Raw genomic sequence first — 25,142 nt, 5'->3', positions numbered from 1 at the left:
AACGCCCAATATTAAAGATAGTGGGCGTTTTTATATGTTGTAAAGAATTTTTATGATTCTGCTAAAGGATTTCTTTGTGCTCTAATGATGAAGAATAATCCGATGATGATAAATGGTATGCTCAACCATTGTCCTGTAGAGAAATAACCTAAATTCTCTTCGATACCGCCTTGACTTTGTTTTACAAATTCGACAATAAAGCGTACTACGAATAAAAGAACTAAGAATAATCCAAATAAATAGCCTGATTTAAGTCTGGTGTTTGTTTTCCAGTATAAAAAGTATAAAATAGCAAATACAAAAATATAAGAGAATGCCTCATACAATTGTGCAGGATGTCTCGCTGGAACTTCTGCTAATAAATTTGCAAATTTTGGATTAGTAGCAATGGCATTATAAGCTTCTTTTGGATCTGCAATTCCAGTTTTTTGTACCGCTTCGTTTTTGCTGAATGCATCATGTAAAAAACGAATTCCAAATGATGATGTTGTTTCGTTTCCAATAATTTCTGAATTAAAGAAATTCCCTAAACGCACAAAAATAGCACCGCTGGCAACCGGAATAACAATACGGTCTAGAATCCATAAAAGAGGACGCTTTAAGATCTTTTTACTGTAGTAATACATTGCAACAATGATAGAAATTGCCGCTCCGTGGCTTGCTAATCCTTGGAATCCAGTAAACTCAAATTTTGGTTCAAATCGAAATGGAAGGAAGATTTCTAATAAATGATTTCTGAAATATTCCCAATCGTAAAAGAAAACATGACCTAAACGTGCGCCAATTAAAGTGGCAAGAACTGTCCATACAAATAAAGAATCGAGTTTTTCAAGTGATTCATTTTCTCTCTGGAAAATCTTTTTCATCAAAAACCATCCTAAAAGAAAAGCAATTACAAACATTAAGCTGTAAAAACGAATCATAAAAAATCCTAAATTGATTCCTTCTGAAGGATTCCAAACAAAATTTAAGGCGTGTGTCATGTAAAATGTTTTATATATTGTAAAAATAAATATTTAATGTAAAGTACCGTTTTATAAAAGGTTAATGTTTATGATTGCATTTCTTTTCCGGCACAGGATCATAACCGCTTCTTCCCCAAGGATGACAACTCAAAATACGTTTAATTCCCAAAAATCCGCCATAAAACAATCCATGCGTTTGTAAAGCCTGAATCATGTAACTAGAGCAGGTAGGTTCAAACCTGCAAGACGCCGGTGTAAACGGAGAAATTGCGGTTTGATAAAAACGCACTAAGAGTACAAAAGGGTATATTAGAATCTTGGATAGCTTCATTAAATAGTTGTTTGATTTTTCAAACTCTTTATTTGTTGTATAGAAATGAATTCTGTTACATCCAAAATTTTATTTTCTTATTGGATGCTAAACGAAGTCCCTTCTTTTCCGTCTTTAAGCTGAATTCCTAAAGCAATTAATTGATCTCTAATTTGATCAGAAAGAGCAAAGTTTTTATCTGCTCTGGCTTGATTTCTCATTCCAATTAGCATATTGACTACACCTTCTAATTTATCATTGTCGCCATCAGCGCTTTTTTCATCGCTAAGACCTAAAACATCAAATACAAAAGCGTTTACAGATTTTGTAAAATCTGCTAGATCAGCCGGTGAAATAGTTTCTTTGCCATCTTTTAATAAATTGATGTAACGAACGGCTTCAAATAATTGTGCAATTAAAATCGGCGTATTGAAATCATCATTCATTGCATCGTAGCAAAGTTGTTTCCATGCGGCAAAGTCAATAGAACTTGTATTTCCAGCTGTAATGTTTGGTAAAGCATCAACAGCTTCCATTAATCTTTTGTATCCTTTTTCGGCAGCAACAATAGCATCATCAGAAAAATCCAAAATACTTCTGTAATGTGCTTGAAGCATAAAGAAACGAGTTACAGAAGCAGAAAATGGTTTACTTAAGATGTTGTTGTCGCCACTAAGAATTTCGCCTGGAAGAATATTGTTTCCAGTCGATTTAGCCATTTTCTTTCCGTTTAAAGTCAGCATATTGGCATGCATCCAGTAATTTACAGGAGCCTGACCCGTGCAAGCTTCATTTTGAGCGATTTCACATTCGTGGTGAGGGAATTTTAGATCCATTCCGCCTCCATGAATGTCAAAATGATTGCCAAGATATTTGGTGCTCATAGCAGTACATTCTAAGTGCCAGCCTGGAAAACCGTCGCTCCAAGGTGAAGGCCATCTCATAATATGTTCTGGTTCTGCTTTTTTCCAAAGAGCAAAATCCTGCGGATTTCTTTTGTCAGATTGTCCATCAAGATCACGAGTATTCGCCAGCATATCGTCAATGTTTCGACCGCTTAAAATACCGTAATTATTGGTTTCGTTATATTTTACAACATCAAAATAAACGGATCCGTTGGCAACATATCCGATACCTTTATCAATTATTTTTTTGATGATTTCGATTTGTTCAATTATATGTCCGGTCGCAGTCGGTTCTATACTTGGCGGTAAAAAGTTGAAAGCTTTTAGAATATTATGAAAATCTACAGTATAACGCTGTACTACTTCCATAGGTTCCAATTGCTCTAAACGTGCTTTTTTAGCAATTTTATCTTCACCTTCATCCACATCATCCACGATATGTCCTACGTCGGTAATATTACGAACGTAACGAACTTTATAATCCAAATGAAGAAAATACCTGAAGATTACGTCAAAAGACATAAAAGTTCTCACATTTCCTAAGTGAACATTACTATATACTGTAGGTCCACAAACATACATTCCAACATTTCCATCATGGATGGGTTTGAAATCTTCTTTTTCACCAGATAGTGAATTGTATATTTTTAAGGGTTGACTGCTATATAGTGGCATATTTTTAACTTAAATGTTTGTTGTTTATGGTTTGTTGTTTATTGTTTTTGGTTGAAAATGTTATTTAAACTTTAATCCTTTGATTTCGCAATTATTAAGGTAGTTCATCATTGCTCCAATTTTGTTTTTTACTAGTTCAACACTTTCATTTAGTTTTAAATGTTGTTCTTCAGAGATCAGTTTTTTGTCAAAAGCTCTGTAAGATTGCGATTTAACCTCGCCAGCGGAACCTTTTGCCATACTTAAAAAATTGATGAATTCTCTATTTCCATTTCGTTCAAAACCCTCAGCAATATTATCCATAACTGAACCTGAACTTCTGTCGATTTGATCTTTTAGAGAATAGTTTGTTTTTAAGTTCGTATTTTGAATTAAAAATTCGATTTGCTGACAGATTTCTCGTGCCAGTCTCCAAATTTCCAAATCTTCAAATCTTTCTATTTTCGCCATCAGAACAATAAACTATTAACAAAAAACAATAAACTTTTTAAAATTGAGTATCTAGTTTAATGTAATCAAGAAATTCTCTTTTTGTTTGTGGATCTTTGAATTTTCCGCCGAATTCAGAAGTTACCGTACTGCTTTCAATATCTTTAATTCCGCGTGAATTTACGCAAAGGTGTTTTGCATCGATAACGCAGGCAACATCTTCTGTTCCTAAAGCTTTTTGAAGTTCCTGAACAATTTGCATTGTTAAACGCTCTTGTACTTGAGGTCTTTTTGCATAATATTCAACAATACGGTTCATTTTTGATAAACCAATAACTCTTCCGCTTGAAATATAAGCAACATGAGCGCGACCAATAATTGGCAATAAGTGGTGTTCGCAAGTAGAATAAACGGTAATGTTTTTCTCTACCAGCATTTCGCCATATTTGTAGTTGTTGTCAAAAGTAGAAGCTTTTGGCTGTTTTGCAGGATTTAATCCTCCAAAAATCTCTTTTACAAACATTTTAGCAACTCTGTTTGGAGTTCCTTTAATACTATCATCAGTCAAATCCATTCCAAGAGTTTGAAGAATGTTTTCGACATCTTTTTTTATTTTTTCTATTTTTTCTTCGTCAGTGATATCAAAAGCATCTGCTCTTAAAGGGTTTTTCGCATTACTGCTGAAGTGACTGTCACCAATTTCGTCTAAAAAATCTTCGTTATTTATCATTAAAAACTGCTATTATAATGGGTATATCTTTTTAAGGCGGTAAAGATAATTAATAAATGGGAAACCTTTTCTATGGTTTTTACGATTTAATTGTTCCTTTTTGGATATAATTTAAAATTGTTTCAAAATACAAAAGACAATAACGAAAATGATTATTGTCTTTTGAGTGTTTAAGTTTTATTGTTTTTTATCTGTTGTTGTAAACTTGTAAAGCTTCTTTTAAAATATTTACAGCAGTAACCAGATCTTTTTTATTCAGTACATAAGCAATACGAACCTGATTTAATCCCATTCCAGGTGTTGAGTAAAAACCTTTTGCAGGAGCAATCATTACCGTTTCGCCGTTTAGATTATAACTTTCTAAAAGCCATTGTGCAAAATCATCAGAATCTTCTATCGGAAGCTGTGCAATACAGTAAAAAGCTCCTTTTGGTTTTGTTACAATAACTCCGTCAATTTTATTAAGTTCAGCAATTAGAGTGTCGCGTCGCTCTTTATATTCAGAAATCACTTCGTCAAAATAACTTTGAGGCGTATCGATTGCAGCTTCGCAGGCAATTTGTTCAATTGTCGGCGGGCTCAAACGTGCCTGAGCAAATTTCATTACAGTTGCTAGAACTTCTTTGTTTTTAGTTACCAAACAGCCAATTCTAGCTCCGCACATACTGTAACGTTTAGAAACAGAATCGACCATGATTACGTTTTGCTGTACATCTTCCAGATTCATAACAGAAAAATGCACTTCATCTCCGTCGTATAAAAATTCACGATATACTTCGTCAGCGATTAAATATAAATCGTGTTTTTTAATTAAACTCGCTAATTGTTTAATTTCGGCTTCAGAATATAAATATCCAGTCGGATTTCCAGGATTGCAAATCAGAATGGCTTTTGTTTTTGGTGTAATTAGTTTTTCAACTTCTTCAATGCTTGGCAGTGCAAATGCAGTTTCAATAGACGAAACTAAAGGAACTACTGTCGCACTTGTAGAAGATGCAAACGCATGATAATTAGCATAAAAAGGTTCAGGGATAATGATTTCATCTCCAGGGTCTGTAATTGTGGCCAGCGCAAATAGTAAGGCTTCAGAACCACCAGTAGTTACAATGATGTCTTCTGTGTTAACGTTTACGTTTTGACGCTGGTAAAAATGAGCTAATTTTTTTCTATAGCTTTCATATCCGGCAGACGGACTGTATTCTATAAGAGTTAAATCAATACTTTTTACCGCCTCGATGGCCACTTCCGGTGTCTTGATATCCGGTTGACCAATGTTTAAGTGATACACCTTGTGTCCTTTTTGTTTTGCTAAATCAGCAAAAGGAGCCAGCTTGCGTATCGGAGATTCGGGCATGTTTCTTCCCTTGTGTGAAATTGTCGGCATGAGTATAAATTATTGAAGTGCAAATTTGCATTTTTTTTTCGAATTTAATGTAAACAATACGGGCACTTAGAGAAATGTAACAATTATCGAAATATTTACTAATTTTATAATAAAATATTGTCAATGAAAAAATATCTAGTGTTGTTTTTTGGGTTATTCTTACCTTTTTTGCTTTTTGGACAAGGCGATTTTTTATTAGAGAACAATGCAACAAAGGCTGTAGTGCCTTTTAAACTGATTAATAATCTCATTTTTATTCCTATAAAAGTAAACGGAATTGAACTTAATTTTCTGTTGGATTCGGGTGTCGAAGAAACCATTTTATTCAGCATGGAAGAAAAACAGGAAGTAAGTTTTAACAATGTGCAAAAAATTAAACTTCGGGGATTGGGCAGTGAAGAAGAAATAGAAGGATTAAAGTCGACAAAAAATATTTTAGAAACGCATGGTCTGAAATCTAATGACCATCTTGTTTATATTATTTTAGACCAAAACTTTAATCTGTCTTCTCATATTGGAATTCCTGTAAACGGAATTATTGGACATAAATTCTTTAAGAATAATTTGGTGGAAATTAATTATCAGAAAAAGAAAATAATAGTGCATGTTCCGAATAAAAAGTTTCAAGAAAAGCTGGATAGGAAGTTTAAGAAAATTCCAATAACTATTGAAAGATCGAAACCTTATTTGGTAACTACTGCCACGGTAGATAATGTAGAAATTCCGGCGAAACTTCTTATCGACATTGGAAACAGTGATGCTTTTTGGATTTTTAAAAATGACAAAATTCAACTTCCAGAAAGGAATTTTCCAGATTTTTTAGGAAAAGGATTCAGCGGAGATATCGAAGGACACCGTGCTAAAATTGACAAATTTTCCATAGATGAATTTGATTTTAAGAGACCCATAGTCTCATTTCCAGATTCGCTTTCGATTCGAAATGTAAGGATGGTTCCAGGACGTATAGGTTCTGTAGGAGGTGAGGTTCTTAAAAGATTTACTTTGGTTATCAACTATCAAGATAAAGAGCTGTATTTAAGGAAAAATGGAAGATTTTCTGAACCTTTTACGTATAATAAAAGTGGTATTACAATTCAGCACAACGGATTACAGTGGGTTCAGGAAACGGTTCATTTAGAAACGGTACAGGTTGCCTCGTCAATGGGAGAACTTAGCAGCAGGGAAAACGATAACAATTTTAGATATAAGTTTGCTCTTAAGCCTGTTTATGAAATTGTCAATGTGCGTAAAAATTCTGCAGCGGAAAAAGCAGGTTTACTCAAAGGAGACATTATTGTCAGCATAAATAAAAAACGTCCTTACGTATATACACTGGAACAAATTAATAATCTTTTAAAATCTGAAGAAGATATTTGGATAGATTTAGAAGTGGAACGCAACAGTTTAGTTTTGAAATACAGAGTAAAATTGGTGGATGAGCTTCAAAATCTTAAATAATTAGAAATATTCTTTTGGGTTATAATTTATTACTTTTAGATATTTTTTTGTGAAAAAATGTTTGTTAAAACTGGTTTTGTACTTAGATATTTTACTATGTTTAATAAAAATTTAATCTATGGTAAAAAACTACATTAATTTCTTACAAATTTTATTTGTTTTTATTTTTTTATTGATTTTACCCACAAAAGTGACTGCTCAATGCGCAGGAACTAATGGACAATTGGATTTGTGTACCACTATTACAAATCCGGCAAATCAGTCTATTTCTTTGTTTTCTTTGTTGGGCGGATCTCCCGTACCAGGAGGAACTTGGACAGGAACTACTTCTCGAGGTTTGGATGCCGTAAACGGAAAGTTGAATGCCCAGCTCATAAACAGCGGTGGAACTTATGTATATACTTATACCGCTCCCACTACAGCTGGCTGTACAAACAATACGGCAAGAGTAACCATAACTATTGGTCCGTATGCAGGTGTTCCTGCTCCTTATGCAACGGTATGTAGTGACGAAGGTTATTTTAATCTTTTTACAGCTTTTAATGGTACAGTCATGGCACCACATACAAATGGAACATGGTATGATGTTGATGGATTGCCTTTAACTATGTCCTCAATTCCTGTAAGTGATAAAGATGGAATTTATGAATATACTTATACTGTACCGCCTGTATCAGGTTGTGCTGTGCCTTCTCAATCAGTAAAGGTCATTATTACAGTAGTTAAAGCACCAAAGGAAGGAACTCCCAGCGATTTATTAATTTGTGCCGAAACTCAAATTTCACAATACACAGCTTTAGATTTAAATACGAGACTTTCCGGACAAGATAAAGGAGGCGAATGGTCTGGTCCAGGCTTGGCAACTGCATCTGATTCTATTGTAAATTTAGAAGAATTATATAAACAGCGTGGGCCAGGGGAGTATAAATACAGTTATACTGTTTCTGTTCCAAATGATAGAGTATGTCCTGATAAAACAGCAGTTGTAAAGGTTACCATAGAAAAACAACTTGATTTTACTGGCGCAAAAGTTGATGTAATTAAAGATATCTGCGAACCAGAGATAGCAACTGCAACCTATGCTGCCACATTAACTCAGGGAACACAAGCGATACCAAACGGCGAATACGAAGTAACCTTTAATGTATCTGGACCAAATGGAGGAACAGAAAGTGTGACATCTAGTTTTGTAAATGGAGTTTTTAATTTTCCAGTTTCTTCCTCTTATTTTAGACAAGTTGGAAAATTTACGTTGACGATTATAAAAATCAAAGCAACTTCAAGCAAAGGAGCCTGTGCAAATATTATAAATAATTTATTTGATGTACTGGAAATACATGCAATTCCAAGACTTGATGGTGCCGCTTTAAACTTAGATCCGACCTGCCAGAACAAAGATGCCCAAGCACATTTGACAAATGCCACTTTATTGCCAGATGGTAATTATACTATTACTTATAATGTTACAGGAGATAATTTTGCATTAGGACAAAGTCAGAATATTACAGTTTCGGGAGGAAAATCAGATTTTGTAATTGCAGGAAATTTAAATAGAAATAGCGGTGCATCAACTATTGTAATTACGAGTATTACAAATACGGTAACAGGATGTACAAATTCAGCCAATGTAAGAGGAAATTTAATTATAAATCCTCTTCCAAATGCAGCAACTGTTAGTGTTGTGGTAAATGATAGATGTCTTAATGATCCTGTTACAGCAGTAATTTCTGGATTGGGTAATCTTACGGATATAACAATTGCATATATGCTTTTAGGGGATAATTTAGCTTCCGAAATAATAAATCTTACGGCAGCTGGAGGAAAAGCTGAATTTCAAATTCCAGCAAATCTGCTTTTAAATACGGGATCAACGATTATTTCCTTAGCCAATTTAAAAAATAATAGTACTGGGTGCGATGTCAGTTTGACTAATGTATTGGATAGTTTTATTATAAATCCAATTCCAGCATCGCCAACTGTAAATCCACAATCATTCTGTAAAGTAGGCGAAGCAACAGTTGGCAATTTAGTTCCAAATGGAAATCAGTATAAATGGTATAATTCTGAAACAGCAACAACTCCAATTGCAAGTACAGTATTGTTACAATCAGGCAATTATTATGTGAGAGAAACTTCTGCTGCAGGCTGTACTTCAGAACCCGCATTGGCTGTCGTTACCATACACGATTCGCCAGTTCCTATATTAAATTCAGATGGACAAAATTTCTGTGGACTAAATAATCCAACTATTGCCGATTTGTCCAATAATACCAATATACCTTCAACTGTAGTCTGGTATGATGCTCCTAATGGAAACCTCTTATCAGCAACAACTCAATTAATTGAACAAGGAAAATATTACGGATTTAATTTCCCAAGTACAGATTGCTTTTCGTCAGAATATGTCGAAGTCATAGTAACCCTAACATCCTGCGATAATACACCAAATGACTTTTTTGTTCCCGATGGATTTTCGCCAAATGGAGATGGTGTAAATGATTCGTTTGTGATAAAAGATATTGAATTTTTATACCCAAATTATACTCTTGAAATTTATAACAGATACGGAAACGGAATGTATAAAGGAGATAAAAATAAACCAGCCTGGGATGGTATGAATTACGAAAGGAGCGGTATCGCCGGCGGAATTGCACCCAATGGAGTTTATTTTTATGTATTGCATTTTAATAAAGACAACAAACCGCCAAAACAAGGCCGTCTTTATTTGAGCCGCTAAATCTCTTTATTATATTTTAATATAATTTTAAATGAAAAAAATACTACTCTTTATAAATTTCCTTTTCTACTTATCAGTTGCTGCACAGCAAGATCCGGAGTACACGCATTATATGTATAACATGAGCATAGTCAATCCAGCATATGCAACAGGAGTACCTGCCATGATGAATTTTGGAGGACTATACAGAACACAATGGGTAGGAGCTTATGGAGCTCCAAAAACCTTTACCTTTTTTGGACATAGTGCCATTACAGAAAAAATAGAAGCCGGAATCTCTTTTATCTCAGACGATATCGGTGATGGAGCTAAAAAAGAAAACAATGTCTACGCCGATTTTGCTTATGTTTTAAAATTAGGAGGACAAAATAAGCTTTCATTAGGGTTAAAAGCAGGATTCTCCTCTATGACGAGTAATTTTAATGGCTTTCGTTTTACAGATCCACAGACTGATTTTGCTTTTTCAGAAAATATAAATGCGACCAAACCTAATATTGGAGTCGGAGCTTATTATTTTAGAGATAATCTGTATGTTGGATTATCAGTTCCGAATTTACTGAAATCGAAATACATTCAAGAAAAATCAGGTGTTAATGCTTTTGGCTCAGAAGAAATACATACTTTTTTAACTGCAGGTTATGTTTTTCAACTGAATGATATGTTGAAATTGAAGCCTGCCTTTATGTCAAAATTTGTCAAAGGAGCTCCCATAACTTTAGATGTTACAACCAATGTTTTATACAACGAAAAGTTTGAATTTGGTGCAGGATATAGAATTGACGATTCTGTAAGTGCTATGTTCAATATCAATGTAACGCCTACTTTGAGAGTGGGTTATGCTTATGATTACACGCTGACAAATTTTGGTCAGTTTAATTCAGGAACACATGAAATTATGTTGTTGTTTGATTTGGATCTATTAGGAAAAGGCTTTGATAAATCACCAAGATTCTTCTAAAATGAAAAATATGAAAAAACTACTCGTTATTATATTCGTATTTTCAATACAGTTTATAAATGCTCAGAATCAAGATTTAGCTAGAGCAAAGAAATTCTTTGATAGAACTTATTATACAGAAGCAATTGTTTTATACGAAAGACTTGCAGAAGAAAAACCTTCGCAGGAAGTAATAAAAAACTTAGCAGATTCTTACTTCTATACCAATAATTTGGTTAAAGCACAGCGCTACTATCGACTTTTGGTTAATAGTTACAGCAATAATTTAGAGCGAGAATATTATTTTAGATATGCACAAACTTTAAAAGCAACCAACAGCTATGATGATGCCAACACTGCTTTAAAGGAATATTACTCAAAATCATCTAATTCAGAAGATCTTATCAATTTTGAAAAAGATTTAAAAACACTGGAAAATGTTTCGGCAATCGGAAAGCGTTTTGAGATTAAAAACCTTGCGATAAATACACCAAATTCTGAATTTGGTGCAGTAAAATACAATGATAATTTGGTTTTTGCGGGAGTTAAATTGAAACCAAATTTGTTTGATAAAAAGTACAAATGGGATAATGCTACTTATTTAAATTTAGTTACAATTCCACTGAAAAATAGTAATTCTTCAGATTCGATTGTACATTATTTTGCTAATGAATTAAAAACTGGAATGCATGAATCGAATGCTGTTTTTACAAAAGATGGCAAAACGATGTATTTTACCCGCAACAATTCTAAAAACGGAAGAAAAAAGAGAGACGATAAGAAAATCTCAAACCTTCAAATTTTTAAAGCAGAATTGGTAAATGGTAAATGGACAAATGTCACATCATTGCCATTCAATAGTCCGAATTATTCAACGGAACATCCAGCTTTGAGCGCTGACGAAAGAATCTTGTATTTTGCTTCAGATATGCCGGGTTCTTTAGGATCTTTTGATATTTATTCAGTCAATATCAATAGGGGAGCGTTTGATACGCCAAAGAATCTAGGTCCAGAAATTAATACAACTAAAAGAGAGCAGTTTCCTTTTGTTTCTGCAGATAATAAACTTTATTTTTCTTCGGACGGACATTTAGGCTATGGATCTTTGGATGTTTTTGTTTCTGAAATAAACGGAAATGAGTATTCAAAACCAGTAAATATTGGATTGCCTTTAAACTCTAATTCAGACGATTTTGCTTTTAATATTGATTTGAATACGAAAGAAGGTTTTTTTGCATCCAACAGAGAAGGAGGGAAAGGAAGCGATGATATTTATCAATTCAAAGAAATCAAAGACTTAATTGTAGAAGATTGTAAACAATTTATTGCAGGAACGATTACCGATGTTGATACCAAACTGGCACTAGAAAATGCAACTGTAATTCTGCAAGATTCAGAAAATAAAACACTGCATACCATTACAACTGCTGCCGATGGAAAATTCAGTTTTACTGTTGCCTGCGAAGCTTCTTATAAAGTTTCGGCTTTTAAAGAAAAATATACAAATGAGTCAAAAGCGCTAACTTTAGATAAAACAAGAGATAAAATAAATGATGCTTCATTGGCTTTAAAATCTTTAGAAGCTATCAAACTGGAAGAGAAGGAAAAAGCGGAAAAGAGAAGACAGCAGGAAATTATTATAGAAGAAGAAAATAAGAAAAAAGCCGAGCTTGTTGCAATCGAATTGAAGCAGAAAGAGAAAAAAGCTAAAGAGCAAGAAATTGCTGCTGCAGAGGTTAAAAAACAGGAAAAAGTAAAAGAGATTTTAGCACAGGAAAAAGATGTGATAAAAGATAAAGACAGATTAATTATCAAAACAGATCCAATTTATTTTGATTATAATATGTGGTACATCCGTAAAGAATCAAAAGTGGTTCTGGGAAGAGTAGTGGAGTTGATGAAGAAATATCCGGGAATGGTAATCGAAATTGGGTCGCACACTGATTCGAGAGGAAACGCTAAATTCAATGAAGATTTATCTCAAAAAAGAGCCAATTCAACTCGAGAGTTTATTATTCAATCCGGAATAGAGGCTAAAAGAGTTACTGCAAAAGGATACGGAGAATCGGTTCCAATTATAAAATGCAAAACGGATGAGGCTTGTTCTGAAGAAGATCATGAGTTAAACAGAAGATCCGAATTTGTAATTAAGAATTTATAATTTTTCAAGAACACCCGATAGGTTTTAAAAAACTGTCGGGTTTCATTTTTTTTTAGGAAAATTTTGCTAAAATCTTTTCGTTGATTTCTTTTTTCTTTAATTTTATAGAATAACCTTGAAACATAAATAACGAAAATATGAAAAATCTAGTTTTGCCTTGTCTTCTTGTAATCTGCATCGGATTTCAAAGTTGTAAAAATGAAGAAAAACAAAAAGAAGCCGCTGCTGCAAAAGCGGAAGAAGAAACGGTTGTAAGCACGGAATGCTACAAAGCGATATACGAACAAGATACAATCGATTTAAAACTGAATACTTTAAAGAATGGTAAAGTGTCAGGACAAATGGTGATGAAAGTAGCTCCTGTAACTGTTAGAACTGGTGAGGTAGCAGGCGAGTTTCGTGGAGATACCTTATTTGTCGATTATACTTTTACAGATTCTGCCAGTAAAGACAAAACTTTTAAAAATCCAATGGCACTGTTAAAACGTGATAAGCAACTTATTTTAGGAAACGGAACCATGCAGACTACAATGGGAGTTACCTATTTGGTAAAAGACAAACCAATCGATTTTGATCGTGTGAAATATAAGTTTGACTTAGCACAATGTGGAACAGGAACTAAATAAACTTGATATTAAAATAAAAAGCCGTTTCTAATTAAAGAAACGGCTTTTGTAATTTATAAATTTAAGTTTTTTATAAAACTTCACCTTTAATTTTAAGAGCTACACGCCCATCAGGATAGTTAACTGCATTGGTTTCAACAGTAATGGTTTTACGAATTGGTCCTGAAGCCATATTGTATTTAACATCGATTTTTCCTTTTTTGCCCGGCTGAATTGCTGCCGATGGTTTTGTAACCACAATAGAACTTACAGTTGATTCTGCGCCTGTAATTAATAAAGGAGCGTCTCCAGTGTTAGTAAATTCAAAGGAACGCAGTCCGTTATCAGTTTTAGAAATTTTTCCATAATCAATTGTATTGTCTGGGGCTGCAAATTCAATTTTTGGGCCATTTTGTGCATAACTTATTGCGCTAAACAATAAGACTGCAATAAAAGAGGCTGCATTTTTCATATGAAATCGTTTTTTAATTGTAAGTAAATATACATTCTTTTAATTAACACACAAATTATTATTTCTCTTTTTATAGTCTACTTAATTATTTACTTTTGCTGTCAATTATAATTACAAAAATTGAACCAAATTTTTGTTTAACTGTTTGATCGTTTATTTGTTTAATCGTTGAGATTGAAATTGTAAATGATGTTTTAAAATAGAAAAACAATTAAATAATTCAATTTTACATTCTAATCATCAAAACCAATTAAAAGGTTAAAACAAATAAACGATTAAACATATATAAATGACAATTCCAGCACAATTTGACGCTAAAGCGATCGAGAACAAATGGTATGATTACTGGATGAAAAATAACTATTTTCATTCAGAACCTGATCATAGAACACCTTATACAATTGTAATCCCGCCGCCAAACGTCACTGGAGTCCTTCACATGGGACATATGTTGAATAATACGATTCAGGATGTTTTAATTCGTCGTGCTCGTCTTAAAGGATTCAACGCTTGTTGGGTTCCAGGAACAGACCACGCATCGATTGCCACAGAAGCAAAAGTGGTAGCGAAGTTAAAAGCAGAAGGAATCAATAAAAATGATTTGACCCGCGAAGAATTCCTAAAACATGCTTGGGAATGGACAGATAAATACGGTGGAACAATCCTGGAACAGCTTAAGAAATTAGGAGCTTCATGCGATTGGGAACGTACTAAATTTACTATGGATCCGGATATGTCAGCATCAGTAATTAAATCGTTTGTTGATTTGTACAACAAAGGATTAATTTACAGAGGATACCGTATGGTAAACTGGGATCCGGAAGCAAAAACTACGCTTTCTGACGAAGAAGTAATTTACGAAGAACAGCAAGGAAAATTATTTTTCTTAAAATATAAAATTGAGGGAACTGAGGAATTTTTGACCATTGCCACAACGCGTCCAGAAACTATTTTTGGAGATACTGCTATCTGTATCAATCCGAATGATGAGCGTTTTACACATTTAAAAGGTAAAAAAGCGATTGTTCCAATTTGCGGTAGAGTAATTCCAATTATCGAAGACGAATATGTAGATGTTGAATTCGGAACAGGATGTTTGAAAGTAACGCCTGCACATGATATGAACGATAAAACGTTGGGTGAAAAACACAACTTAGAAATCGTTGATATTTTTAACGAAGATGCGACTTTAAACAGCTTCGGATTGCACTATCAAGGAAAAGATCGTTTTGTAGTTCGTAAGGAAATTGAAAAAGAACTTCAAGAAATTGGTGCTTTAGATAAAACAGAAACTCACTTAAATAAAGTTGGAACTTCTGAAAGAACAAAAGCCGTAATCGAGCCAAGATTATCGGATCAATGGTTTCTGAAAATGGATGATTTAGTAAAACCAGCTATTAAATCGGTTTTAGAAACTGGAGATATTAAATTGCATCCAAAACGTTTCGAAAACACTTATGCACATTGGTTAAACAATATTCGCGATTGGAATATTTCTCGTCAGTTATGGTGGGGACAACAAATTCCAGCATATTATTACGGAGACGGAAAAGAAGATTTTGTAGTTGCTGAAAATATTGAAGAGGCGCTAAAATTAGCACAAGAAGCAACAAACAATAAACAATTAACAACAAACGACCTTAAACAGGATGTTGATGCATTAGATACTTGGTTCTCATCTTGGTTATGGCCAATGTCAGTTTTTGGTGGAATAATGGATCCAGAAAGTCCAGATTTTAAATATTATTATCCAACAAATGACTTGGTAACAGGTCCGGATATTTTATTTTTCTGGGTTGCGAGAATGATTATCGCAGGTTACGAATATGCAGGTGAAAAACCATTTACAAACGTATATTTAACTGGTTTGGTTCGTGATAAACAACGTCGTAAAATGTCTAAATCATTAGGAAATTCTCCTGATCCTTTAGATTTGATCGAGAAATTCAGTGCAGACGGTGTTCGTGTAGGATTGCTTTTGAGTGCTTCTGCAGGAAACGATATTATGTTTGATGAGGAATTATGCAGTCAAGGAAAAGCGTTTTCAAATAAAATTTGGAATGCCTTCAAATTGATTAAAGGATGGGAAGTTTCAGAAACTATCGCGCAACCTGAATCATCAAAAGTGGCAATCGAATGGTACGAAGCGAAGTTGCAACAAACTTTAGTTGACATTGAAGATAATTTTGAGAAATACAGAATTTCAGATTCATTAATGGCGATTTATAAATTGGTTTGGGATGATTTCTGTTCTTGGTTCTTAGAAATGATCAAGCCGGCATACCAACAGCCAATTGACAGTGTAACTTTCGCGAAAGCGATCGAAATGTTAGAAAGCAACTTGAAATTGCTTCATCCATTTATGCCTTTCTTAACGGAGGAAATCTGGCAGTTAATTGCTGAAAGAACACCAGAGGAAGCTTTAATTGTTTCAACTTGGCCAGAATTAAAGCCATTTGACGCTAAATTAATCGCTGATTTTGAAAATTCTATCGAAGTAATTTCAGGAATCAGAACAATTAGAAAAGACAAAAATATTCCGTTTAAAGATGCTATCGAATTAAAAGGAATCAACAGTGAAAATGTTTCTACTTATTTTGATTCAATTATTACAAAATTAGGAAACGTTTCGGCTTTCGAATATGTTTCTGAAAAAGTAGACGGCGCTTTATCTTTCCGTGTAAAATCAAATGAATATTTCATTCCAATTACTGGAAATATCGATGTTGAAGCTGAAATCGCAAAATTGACAGAGGAATTGAATTACACAAAAGGATTCCTGAAATCTGTTGAAGCAAAACTTTCTAACGAGAAGTTCGTAAACGGAGCTCCAGAGAAAGTTCTTAATTTAGAAAAACAAAAACAAGCTGATGCTTTAGCTAAAATTGCTACAATTGAGCAGAGTTTGGCTGGATTGAAATAAGAGTCAAATCTCTGTTTTAATTATATAATTAAACCCGACAGGTTTCAAAAACCTGTCGGGTTTGTTGTTTTTACGAATGTGATTTTTTCAAAAAAAAAAGTCTTATTATTTGATTTTTGTATTCCAAAAAGATATAATTTTAGTACGATTTTACGTTAAAATAAAAAAACTCTGTGATGAGGAAATGTCTGTTGTTTCTGTTTGTTTCTTTAATCTTTTTGGGGTGTTCCAATAAAGTAGAAAATGTCGAAAAATCTTTTTATTATTGGAAAAGCAATTCTTGGGAATTGTCTGAGCAAGAAAGGGCAACAATGCACGATTTACAGGTTAATAAGCTATATGTCAAATTTTTTGAAGTAGATTATGATGAAAATTATGGAGATTATCCTATTTCAAAAACATCATTACATATTTATGGGCAGGATAATTTGACAATTGTTCCCACAGTATATATAAAAAATGAGGTTTTTAAAAATACGAATGCAAAAAAAATGGATAGTTTGGCAGACAATATTAATTTCTTAATTAATAAATATGCTAAAGACAAATTTTACCAGGTTAATCCTGTTTCAGAATTTCAAATGGATTGTGATTGGACACTAAGCACAAAGGATAATTATTTTTATTTCTTAAAAAAATTAAAGCAGGTTTCTAAAAAACAAATTAGTTGTACATTACGATTGTATCCTTACAAATACCCCGAAAAAATGGGAATTCCTCCAGTAGATAAAGCAACATTGATGTGTTATAATCTTGTAAATCCACTGGAAAATCATTCTAAAAATTCCATTTTAGATCTTAAAGAATTAAATCTTTACCTTAACAAAGAAAGAAAATATCCGTTGCATCTTGATATTGCGTTGCCCACTTATTCCTGGATGCAGGTGTATCAGAATAATAAGTTCTCAAAAGTAATTTATGATAATCAAAAGGAAATTTTAAAGTCATTAAAAAAAATAAAACCATTGTGGTATGAAGTCACAAAAGACCAAATTGCAGGTGATTTTTATTTGAGAGTAGGAGATAAAATTAAATATGAAGTATTGACTCCAGAACAAATAAACCAGGCCATTGAAATTATCAAGAAAAATGTTGTTTTTGATTCTGAAACAACGATAACATTATTTCATTTAGACGAAGAACAATTAAGCAAATATAACGATGAAGCACTTTCTGGTTTTTATAGTAATTTTAGCAAGTAATGCTATTTTTGCCTGCGGATTTTATCCTTATGGCGAAGATGTTCGTTTTTCGTTTTTCAATCCAGAAAACTTCAACTATTACTGGTATTCTGGTTTTGATTATTCTTCAGACTTATTCTGGTCAAATCAAAAACTCGCAGATGGAATAATCAAAATGGATGCTAATGAAAAACTTTGGATGCAATATTGTAAAAATAAAGTTTCTGAAGAAGATGTAAAAGTAGTTTTGTTTGATTTGAGATTAGAAGATATTACAGATAAAAATACCAATGAAATGCTTCGTTATCTCTATAAAGCCAAAGACCTTGATGCTGTCAACTATTTGAAATTTGCCAAAAAATGTGAAGTTTTTAATGTGTTTTATGATGATCCTTGGGAGCAAAATATAACATCACTAAAGGTTGAAAACAGAACAAAACTCATTGATGAAGCTATTTTGCTGTCAAATTCAGTTAAAAACAAAAATCTTAAACAGAGATATACTTTTTTAGCCATACGATTAGCCTATTACAATGGCGACTTTGAAAAGATCAGGACATTATATACAAAAGTTTTTGAAAGTCAAAAACAAGACAATATATTAAAATACTGGAGTTTATATTTCAGAACATTTGCAGAGCCAGACAAGATTGTAGCTAATTTTTATGCTTCGCAGGTTTTTGCAAATGCGCCGGATAAGCGTTTTATGATTTCTCAGTCTTTTGATTCTAAAATTCCATTAGATGACGTTTTAAAATACGCCAAAACAAATAAAGAAAAAGCAAATGTTTATTTATTGGGTGGAATAAAAAAGGCAGACCGTTCACTTGATTACTTGAAACAAGTTTATAAATACAATCCAGAGTTTGACGGACTTTCATTTTTATTACTAAGAGAAATCAATAAAATTGAGGACTGGATTTTTACACCCTATTATTCTCTTTTTAATCCATCTGTATCATCTTATGATGAGAATGAAAAGAATTCGGTCGAAAAAATTATGAAACGTGTCGAAAAAGACCGAATTTATGCTGGCGAAGTTTTAGACTTTATTAAAAATGTTAATTTGAAAAAAGTGCAAAATCCTATTTTTTGGAAAACAAGCAAAGCTTATTTGTCATTTGTAACAAAGGATAATCAGGGATGTTTAAATCAAATTTCGAAATTAAAAAAAAAAATATCTAAAAAAGATTCACTTTATAATCAGATTGAGATTATTAAAGCACTTGCATTAACTGCAAACCAACCAGTTGGAAAAGCTATTATTTTGAATGAGGTAAAACCTGTTTTGCTTAAAAATAAAAACGACAAGAAATTTCTGTTTGCCATTGGAAGAGAATTAGAATTTAAAGGAAATAGAATTGATGCCTCTTTTTTATATTCTAAATTAGAAGAACATTCAGGTTCTGATTATTATAATTTTGCCTATTGGAAAAGTCCTAAGGCAAAAATAGGCTACTACACTGATTATTACTCGGATTATTTTACTTACATCAATGTTTTTTATACTCCGGAACAAGTTCAAGTTATAATTGATGAAACTGTAGAAAGTGAGAAAGATTCAGACAAATTTTCAGTTTGGAAACATAGCTTTATGAAAAATGAAATTGCCAGACTTTATGATTTAATAGGCACAAAATATATTCGTCAGAATAAATTAGAACAGGCTTTGTTTTATTTTGAAAAGGACAACAAATCATATAAAGAAATTAATTATTCTGATTGTTTATGGGAAAAGGAAAATTGTGATGGTAGATTAAAAGATCCTTTTTTAGTTTTAAAATACACGCCAGAATTTGCTGTACAAAAAAAAATATTTAGGTTTAATAAATATGCAATAACCCAAAAATTAATTTCTTACATAAAAATAGCTTCAAATCCTGTAGAGCCAAACAAAGATTACTATAATTTTTTGATTGCCAATTGCTACTATAATATGAGTGTTTATGGAAGCCTTTGGCAAATGAGACGTTATGGACAAGGAGAAACAAGTAATATTAGAGATTTTCCTATTGAAGATAACAATGAGTATTATGAATGTAATCTAGCAAAAAAATATTATGCTTTGGCCTATAAAAATGCAAAAACACCTAAGTTTAAAGCTCTGTGTCTAAGTATGATGGGTAGGTGCGAGGCAAATAAATTGGTACATAAATATCCAAATGATTATAATAATCGAATTGAAAATTATGATGATTTTCTTTTAAGTAAAAATAAATACTATCAGGATTTAAAATCAAAATATGCAGATGATTATGTAGATTTAATGTCGGACTGTAGTTCTTTTGAAGAATATTTTAAAGCGAGACGGTAACAGTTTGTTAGCCAAGAATTCACGAATTTTATTTTAAAATCTATTTGTGAAATAATTTCTAATTATTCTTCTACTTAACGATTATAAAAATAAAATTCGTGAATTCGTGGCTATTATTTCTTCTTCAAAACCCAAAACAAAGGATAAGAAACAATCGTAATTGCAACAATGATTGCAAAGCTTTTTGGATCGCTGTAAATGAATCCTGCCAGTATTGCGATAGAAAAGATAATTGCTATTATAGTTGACCAAGGATACCAAAAAGAACGATAAGGTCTTGGTAAATGTGGTTCAGTAGTTCTCAGTTTTAAAAGCGAATAATAGGCCAGTCCCCAAACGATTATGGAGATAAAAGCGGCGAAAGAAAACAATACTTCAAAAGAACCTATACAGATTAAAAATAAACTGAAAAAGGATGAAACCAAAAGCGCTACAATTGGAGTGCCGCCGTTGTTGACTTGTGTTCCCTGTTTTATAAAAAATCCATCACGGCTTAATCCGTAAAGAATTCTTGGCGGAATCATCATAAAAGCATTCAAAATACTGATTAAAGAAAAAATCGAAATTACTGTTACAATTTTTGCTCCGCTGTCTCCAAAAATAATTTTGGCAACATCGGCTGCAGCCAAATTTGATTTGGCTAAAGTTTCAATTGGTAAAACATGAAAAAAGGCTGCATTTACCAAAATATAAATCGCTACAACAAGTAAAACGCCACTGTATAAAGATTTCGGAATGTTTTTGCTTGGATTATCATTTTCTTCAGCAAAAAAGCAAACAGCATTCCAACCGTTATAAGTTCCAATGATGAGTTGCAATGATTTAAAAAAGCCAAATAAAAGCCCGATTTGAAAAATAGAATTATTCGTTTCGATTTTTGGAACTTCAACTCCAGTATACATAAAACAGGCAATAACTAAAGCAACAAAACAAATGACTTTTAATAGACTAGTAATCTGCTGAATCACACTTCCGTTTTTTACGCCGCTTAAGTGCAATAAGACAAAGGCAACGAGCAATGAAATTGACATTACTGTAGAATAATTAGCCAATTCTGGAAATAAAATAATAGTATATTCACTAATTACAATACAATAAAAAGCTGGCGGAATAGCATTGACAATATAATCGTACCAACCCGAAAGAAAACCAGCATAATCGCCCAAAGCTCTTTTTATATAATTATATGATCCGCCTGCTTTTGGCAGCATTGTCGCTAATTCTGAATATGAATTGGCTCCCAATAAAACATATAAACCTCCAAAAAGCCATGATGCAAGTATAAGCCAGTAATTATTTAGCATTTCTGCAATAGTTCCTGGTGTTCTTAGAATTCCAACTCCAATGGTTCCGCCAATTAATACGGCAATATTAAAACTTAGGCCTAATGTTTTCTTTAATTGGTTTTGTGTGGAATCTGACATATGAACTGAATATTAATTTCAGTAAAAGTAGTATTAATTGAAGTATTATTTTGTTTAAAAAAGAAATCCCAAGATTTTCCTGTTTTTAGAAAATCTTGGGATCAATCAAAAATCTAATTCAATATTTTAGAACTTATAACGCAAACTTGTCATAACCTGACGAGGCGCTATTGGGTTCACACTGTAATTTTCATGAACTGTATAATTTAATTCGTTTGTGATGTTGGATAAACGACATAAGATCGAGAACTTTCTCCATTCATAACCAAGAGAAGCATCTACAGTAACGTATCCTTCTAATGGAATATCACGATCTCTGATAGTTATAGTGTAAGCAGGGTCTGGTTTTGGATTAGTTGGAGTTGGCGTAACAGCAGTCCACAAATAATCATCATTCCATCCTCCAGTACGATTACCAATGTAGTTGCCAATGGCTCCAAAAGATAATCCTTTAAATAAACCGCTAGGTAATTTATAGAAAAAGCTCAAATTGGCAGTATTTCTTGGTGTTCTTGCTAAGACATCTCCCACAACAAGACTTCCATTTGTTCCAGATGATTTGGAAACTTTAGTTTCATTAAAGCTGTAACCTGCCATAATGTTTAATCCTTCAACCGGATTAGCTGTAATATCAATCTCAACACCTTTTCCTTTTGTGGCTCCTACTAATTCTTTGATAGAAGTGTTCGCATTTTGTGTCACACCATCTGCTAAATAAGGGGCAGTTTGTGCTAAATTGTTATTTGTAATTTGATAAACGGTAACGTTCGTACTCAAAAGACCTCTCCAGAAATCTTTTTTCACACCCGCTTCATATTGATCTATAATAGATGGATCTAAAGGTTTTGAATCTACAGTTGTGCCGGTGTTTGGAGTAAAAGAGTTAGAATAACTTGCAAACAATGATAAATCTTTAGTTGGCTGTACAACCAATCCAGCTTTTGGTGAAAAAGCTTTATTTATTGCTTTTGCTCCTGTAACAGGTATTGCATTTTCGTAAGTAGTTGTAATGACATTTACATTATTCTTTTTCTCTATAACTTCCTTTGTAGTGGTAGCTTCGCTTTCTTGCCATGACCAACGTAATCCAGCCAGAACTTTTATGTATTTATTTATTGAAACTAAATCTTGAAAATAAGCTCCAAAACGTTGCGTTTCTGTACTTGTTAATTGAGTAGTTCTTGTTGGATAAGGAATAACGGTACTTTGAGTACTATAATCGTAAGTATATAAGTTTATAGCGGTTGCTTCCGTTGTCAAAAGGTCTGCAGGTTTTCCAGGAGCGTAGAAGCCGAAAGTATAAGTAGGAGCAATAGAATTTTCATAATCAACTCCAGTAAATATCTGGTGTTTGATAGAACCGGTATTAAAAGTTCCTTGTAAACTTAACTGATCTCCAAAAATATTTTCGGCACCATCAGATTTTGTTAAACCGCGTTTCCAGTTTCCATTAGCGTCAATTGTACTTAATTGTGCAGTAGAAGTTTGTGTTCTTCTATAATATTGATAAGAAGAATTAAAATTTAATTTCCAGTTTTTATTAAACTCATGATTAAACAACATAGATGCACTGGAAGATTTGGTATTTGCAGTTGACCAAAGTGCGCCGAAAAATTCATTACGAGGCAGGTCTAAAATAGTCTTTCCATAAATTCCTGTACCAAAATCCGGAGTCCAGTCGGCACTTAGATAATCTCCTTGTAAAGTAATTTGGGTTTTATCTGATAAATGAAATAAAAAGGATGGATTAACATAAATACGTTCATTTTTTACATAATCCCTAAAGCTTTCAGAGTTTTCATAAGATCCTGTAAAACGGTATGCAATAGATTTGTTTAAAGGACCATAAAAGTCAATAGAAGGTTTGTAATAAGAATAGCTTCCTAATTGCATGGAAACTTCGCCACCTTGTGTAAACTTTGGTGTTTTGGTAACTAAATTCATGATGCCGCCTGGAGCAACATTTCCATACAATAAAGCAGAACCACCTTTTAAGAATTCCACTTTTTCTAAGGAAGAAACCTCAGGAATGGAACCCGCATTGTAACGAAACCCGTTTTTGAACATATTATTAGCACTCATATCATAACCTCTTGAAAAGAAAGATTCCTGAGCGCCACCACGAGCAGATCCAACATAAACACCATTAAGGTTTTTTACGACTTCACTTAATCTGATGGCTTGTTGTTGTTCTATAATTTCGCTGCCAACAATTTGAACACTTTGTGGCAAGTCCATTACTTTAATTCCTGAACGGGCTGCTTCAATGGGTTTTTTAGGTTTATTTGCTGTGATTAAGACTTCATTAAGAGTTTCTCCTTTTTTATTTTTTACAGTATCAGTGACTGATGATGTAGTTTCCCTACCTGAATAATCCTGACCGTAAGAGGCAAAGCTCAATAATCCTAGTGCTAATAGTAAATTATATTTCATGGTATTTATTTAGATTCAATAAAAATTATTGAGTGCAAATATAAATACACATCATCTTTAACAGGAAATTATGAGATGCTTTTCTTACTTAAATCTTGCTTAGTTTTTTCTTAAAATTTGCTTAAGTATTTTCTAATGATATTTTAATTTTGTATTAATTTTCAAAAAAAAAACCTTGCTTCACGGCAAGGTTTTTTCAATTGAAATTAAATCTAAGAATATATTTTAATGGAATTATTTTACAACGATTTGGTAAGTAGCCATTTTCCAGATTTCATCGTACTTTTTACCATTATGTTCTCCAGAAGTTTTATCAGTGTGAGCATATTCTACCATGTAGTTTCCAGACCAGATTGGTGTAAAAGAGAATTCTCCTTTATCGTTTGTCCATAATTCTTTTTCCCATCCGTTTGGAGCGATTACTTTAATTTTTGCTTCTTTGGCAATAGCACCTTCGTAAGAAGCTACTCCGGTAACTTTTGTGTCTTTTTTAGCTATATCGGCATTTTCTGAGAAAACCGCAATTTTGTTTGTATTAGCGGTAATATTGTTTCCAGAAGCTTTGTTTCCAACCACTACAGTGGCACTTGAGTTATAATCTAATTTCATTGTGCCATAAACATCTTTTACAGTATGCTGCATTACAATAGTGTAAACTCCATCTTCTGTTGGAGTAAAGAAAGCTTGATATTTATTGTCTAAAGCTTTAGAAGTAAGTTTAGTTTCTTTTTTTGAAGGAGAAATAACTACTAAAGTGAAATCTTTTAAATCTGAAAACCATTTATCGGCTTTTGTAATGTCGTTATCAGAGAATTCTCCAAAGTAAATAGAAATTTCCTGAGCTTTTCCTTTTGTTCCAGTCGCTTTAGTTTCGATCCAAAGTGCGTGAGCAAAGATTTGAGGTGCAGCAAAAAGCATTAAAAATAAAAAAGTTAATGTTTTTAGTGTATTTGATTTCATACGATCAAGTTTAAAATTAGTAGAATGATATTTTTTACAAACATAAGTCTTATTTAGAATAATTAAAAATAAAAAGACAAGAAAAAACCTCGAAATCGCTTAGTACTTATGAATTTCGAGGCTTTTGTAGGAAATAAAA

18 protein-coding genes are annotated in these 25,142 nt (G+C 32.8%); 8 read left to right on the top strand and 10 right to left on the bottom strand.

The genetic code is table 11. The features are described 5' to 3' along the window. Window positions 1-50 precede the first annotated feature (50 nt). From lgt to BM289_RS17460, 6 genes are all read right to left on the bottom strand, one after another. Window positions 51-983: a prolipoprotein diacylglyceryl transferase gene (gene lgt / locus BM289_RS17485; RefSeq protein ID WP_091495940.1), complete on the bottom strand. Its 933-nt coding sequence runs from the start codon at window positions 981-983 to the stop codon at window positions 51-53. A 61-nt stretch (window positions 984-1,044) separates the two neighbouring features. Continuing rightward, the gene (gene yidD / locus BM289_RS17480; RefSeq protein WP_091495938.1) at window positions 1,045-1,296 is read right to left on the bottom strand and encodes a membrane protein insertion efficiency factor YidD; all 252 of its coding nucleotides are present in this window, start codon (window positions 1,294-1,296) and stop codon (window positions 1,045-1,047) included. Between the two features lie 77 nt (window positions 1,297-1,373). Continuing rightward, on the bottom strand, window positions 1,374-2,855 hold the full coding sequence (gene cysS / locus BM289_RS17475; protein ID WP_091495936.1) for a cysteine--tRNA ligase: 1,482 nt from the start codon (window positions 2,853-2,855) through the stop codon (window positions 1,374-1,376). A gap of 60 nt (window positions 2,856-2,915) precedes the next feature. After that, window positions 2,916-3,305 carry a four helix bundle protein gene (locus BM289_RS17470; RefSeq protein ID WP_091495934.1) on the bottom strand — a complete coding sequence of 130 codons (390 nt, stop codon included), beginning with the start codon at window positions 3,303-3,305 and terminating at the stop codon, window positions 2,916-2,918. A 37-nt stretch (window positions 3,306-3,342) separates the two neighbouring features. Beyond that, window positions 3,343-4,014, bottom strand: a complete 672-nt coding sequence (gene folE, locus BM289_RS17465) for a GTP cyclohydrolase I FolE (protein ID WP_091495932.1) — start codon at window positions 4,012-4,014, stop codon at window positions 3,343-3,345. Window positions 4,015-4,201: 187 nt separating this feature from the next. Further along, window positions 4,202-5,398, bottom strand: a complete 1,197-nt coding sequence (locus BM289_RS17460; RefSeq protein WP_091495930.1) for a pyridoxal phosphate-dependent aminotransferase — start codon at window positions 5,396-5,398, stop codon at window positions 4,202-4,204. Window positions 5,399-5,521: 123 nt separating this feature from the next. Between BM289_RS17460 and BM289_RS17455 the strand changes: the two genes are divergently transcribed. From BM289_RS17455 to BM289_RS17435, 5 genes are all read left to right on the top strand, one after another. Continuing rightward, window positions 5,522-6,856: a PDZ domain-containing protein gene (locus BM289_RS17455; RefSeq protein ID WP_091495928.1), complete on the top strand. Its 1,335-nt coding sequence runs from the start codon at window positions 5,522-5,524 to the stop codon at window positions 6,854-6,856. Between the two features lie 118 nt (window positions 6,857-6,974). Further along, window positions 6,975-9,593 carry a T9SS type B sorting domain-containing protein gene (locus BM289_RS17450; protein WP_091495926.1) on the top strand — a complete coding sequence of 873 codons (2,619 nt, stop codon included), beginning with the start codon at window positions 6,975-6,977 and terminating at the stop codon, window positions 9,591-9,593. A 31-nt stretch (window positions 9,594-9,624) separates the two neighbouring features. Continuing rightward, window positions 9,625-10,551 carry a PorP/SprF family type IX secretion system membrane protein gene (locus BM289_RS17445; protein ID WP_091495924.1) on the top strand — a complete coding sequence of 309 codons (927 nt, stop codon included), beginning with the start codon at window positions 9,625-9,627 and terminating at the stop codon, window positions 10,549-10,551. Between the two features lie 10 nt (window positions 10,552-10,561). Continuing rightward, entirely contained in the window at window positions 10,562-12,691 is a 2,130-nt protein-coding gene (locus BM289_RS17440; RefSeq protein WP_167365454.1) for an OmpA family protein, read from the top strand. Between the two features lie 137 nt (window positions 12,692-12,828). Further along, entirely contained in the window at window positions 12,829-13,317 is a 489-nt protein-coding gene (locus BM289_RS17435; protein ID WP_091495919.1) for a hypothetical protein, read from the top strand. 70 nt (window positions 13,318-13,387) lie between these two features. On the opposite strand, the gene BM289_RS17430 is transcribed toward BM289_RS17435, so the two are convergent. Beyond that, window positions 13,388-13,768, bottom strand: coding sequence for a DUF1573 domain-containing protein (locus BM289_RS17430; protein ID WP_091495917.1), 381 nt, complete (start codon window positions 13,766-13,768; stop codon window positions 13,388-13,390). A 289-nt stretch (window positions 13,769-14,057) separates the two neighbouring features. Between BM289_RS17430 and BM289_RS17425 the strand changes: the two genes are divergently transcribed. The 3 genes from BM289_RS17425 to BM289_RS17415 all read left to right on the top strand — a co-directional run bounded on the left by BM289_RS17425 (window position 14,058) and on the right by BM289_RS17415 (window position 20,186). Continuing rightward, window positions 14,058-16,691 carry a valine--tRNA ligase gene (locus BM289_RS17425; protein WP_091495915.1) on the top strand — a complete coding sequence of 878 codons (2,634 nt, stop codon included), beginning with the start codon at window positions 14,058-14,060 and terminating at the stop codon, window positions 16,689-16,691. Window positions 16,692-16,867: 176 nt separating this feature from the next. Then, window positions 16,868-17,893 (top strand): hypothetical protein, encoded by a 1,026-nt coding sequence (locus BM289_RS17420; RefSeq protein WP_091495913.1) that lies wholly within the window; start codon window positions 16,868-16,870, stop codon window positions 17,891-17,893. Continuing rightward, on the top strand, window positions 17,853-20,186 hold the full coding sequence (locus BM289_RS17415) for a hypothetical protein (RefSeq protein ID WP_091495911.1): 2,334 nt from the start codon (window positions 17,853-17,855) through the stop codon (window positions 20,184-20,186). The genes BM289_RS17420 and BM289_RS17415 overlap by 41 nt, the downstream gene beginning before the upstream one ends. A gap of 113 nt (window positions 20,187-20,299) precedes the next feature. Here the strand turns inward: BM289_RS17415 and BM289_RS17410 are convergent, their stop codons facing one another. The 3 genes from BM289_RS17410 to BM289_RS17400 form a co-directional block, all read right to left on the bottom strand. Then, a complete protein-coding gene (locus tag BM289_RS17410) occupies window positions 20,300-21,610 on the bottom strand; it encodes an APC family permease (RefSeq protein WP_091495909.1) in 1,311 nt (436 codons plus the stop codon). A gap of 126 nt (window positions 21,611-21,736) precedes the next feature. Continuing rightward, window positions 21,737-24,043, bottom strand: coding sequence for a TonB-dependent siderophore receptor (locus BM289_RS17405; protein WP_091495907.1), 2,307 nt, complete (start codon window positions 24,041-24,043; stop codon window positions 21,737-21,739). Between the two features lie 234 nt (window positions 24,044-24,277). Further along, entirely contained in the window at window positions 24,278-25,003 is a 726-nt protein-coding gene (locus BM289_RS17400; protein ID WP_091495905.1) for a DUF4198 domain-containing protein, read from the bottom strand. Window positions 25,004-25,142: the final 139 nt, after the last annotated feature.

Source organism: Flavobacterium phragmitis (assembly GCF_900112575.1).
GTDB classification, from domain to species: domain Bacteria; phylum Bacteroidota; class Bacteroidia; order Flavobacteriales; family Flavobacteriaceae; genus Flavobacterium; species Flavobacterium phragmitis.
Note: the sequence above shows the minus strand (reverse complement) of the source record. Positions and strands in the feature narration are given on the sequence as shown.

What these genes read in the sequence shown, in the direction of transcription:
- BM289_RS17430 (WP_091495917.1), bottom strand. Translation starts at nt 13,768, where the DNA reads ATGAAAAATGCAGCCTCTTTTATTGCAGTCTTATTGTTTAGCGCAATA.
- lgt (WP_091495940.1), bottom strand. Translation starts at nt 983, where the DNA reads ATGACACACGCCTTAAATTTTGTTTGGAATCCTTCAGAAGGAATCAAT.
- BM289_RS17435 (WP_091495919.1), top strand. Translation starts at nt 12,829, where the DNA reads ATGAAAAATCTAGTTTTGCCTTGTCTTCTTGTAATCTGCATCGGATTT.
- BM289_RS17455 (WP_091495928.1), top strand. Translation starts at nt 5,522, where the DNA reads ATGAAAAAATATCTAGTGTTGTTTTTTGGGTTATTCTTACCTTTTTTG.
- BM289_RS17440 (WP_167365454.1), top strand. Translation starts at nt 10,562, where the DNA reads ATGAAAAAACTACTCGTTATTATATTCGTATTTTCAATACAGTTTATA.
- BM289_RS17405 (WP_091495907.1), bottom strand. Translation starts at nt 24,043, where the DNA reads ATGAAATATAATTTACTATTAGCACTAGGATTATTGAGCTTTGCCTCT.
- cysS (WP_091495936.1), bottom strand. Translation starts at nt 2,855, where the DNA reads ATGCCACTATATAGCAGTCAACCCTTAAAAATATACAATTCACTATCT.
- BM289_RS17445 (WP_091495924.1), top strand. Translation starts at nt 9,625, where the DNA reads ATGAAAAAAATACTACTCTTTATAAATTTCCTTTTCTACTTATCAGTT.
- BM289_RS17420 (WP_091495913.1), top strand. Translation starts at nt 16,868, where the DNA reads ATGAGGAAATGTCTGTTGTTTCTGTTTGTTTCTTTAATCTTTTTGGGG.
- folE (WP_091495932.1), bottom strand. Translation starts at nt 4,014, where the DNA reads ATGATAAATAACGAAGATTTTTTAGACGAAATTGGTGACAGTCACTTC.
- BM289_RS17415 (WP_091495911.1), top strand. Translation starts at nt 17,853, where the DNA reads ATGAAGCACTTTCTGGTTTTTATAGTAATTTTAGCAAGTAATGCTATT.
- BM289_RS17425 (WP_091495915.1), top strand. Translation starts at nt 14,058, where the DNA reads ATGACAATTCCAGCACAATTTGACGCTAAAGCGATCGAGAACAAATGG.
- BM289_RS17470 (WP_091495934.1), bottom strand. Translation starts at nt 3,305, where the DNA reads ATGGCGAAAATAGAAAGATTTGAAGATTTGGAAATTTGGAGACTGGCA.
- BM289_RS17400 (WP_091495905.1), bottom strand. Translation starts at nt 25,003, where the DNA reads ATGAAATCAAATACACTAAAAACATTAACTTTTTTATTTTTAATGCTT.
- BM289_RS17410 (WP_091495909.1), bottom strand. Translation starts at nt 21,610, where the DNA reads ATGTCAGATTCCACACAAAACCAATTAAAGAAAACATTAGGCCTAAGT.
- yidD (WP_091495938.1), bottom strand. Translation starts at nt 1,296, where the DNA reads ATGAAGCTATCCAAGATTCTAATATACCCTTTTGTACTCTTAGTGCGT.
- BM289_RS17450 (WP_091495926.1), top strand. Translation starts at nt 6,975, where the DNA reads ATGGTAAAAAACTACATTAATTTCTTACAAATTTTATTTGTTTTTATT.
- BM289_RS17460 (WP_091495930.1), bottom strand. Translation starts at nt 5,398, where the DNA reads ATGCCGACAATTTCACACAAGGGAAGAAACATGCCCGAATCTCCGATA.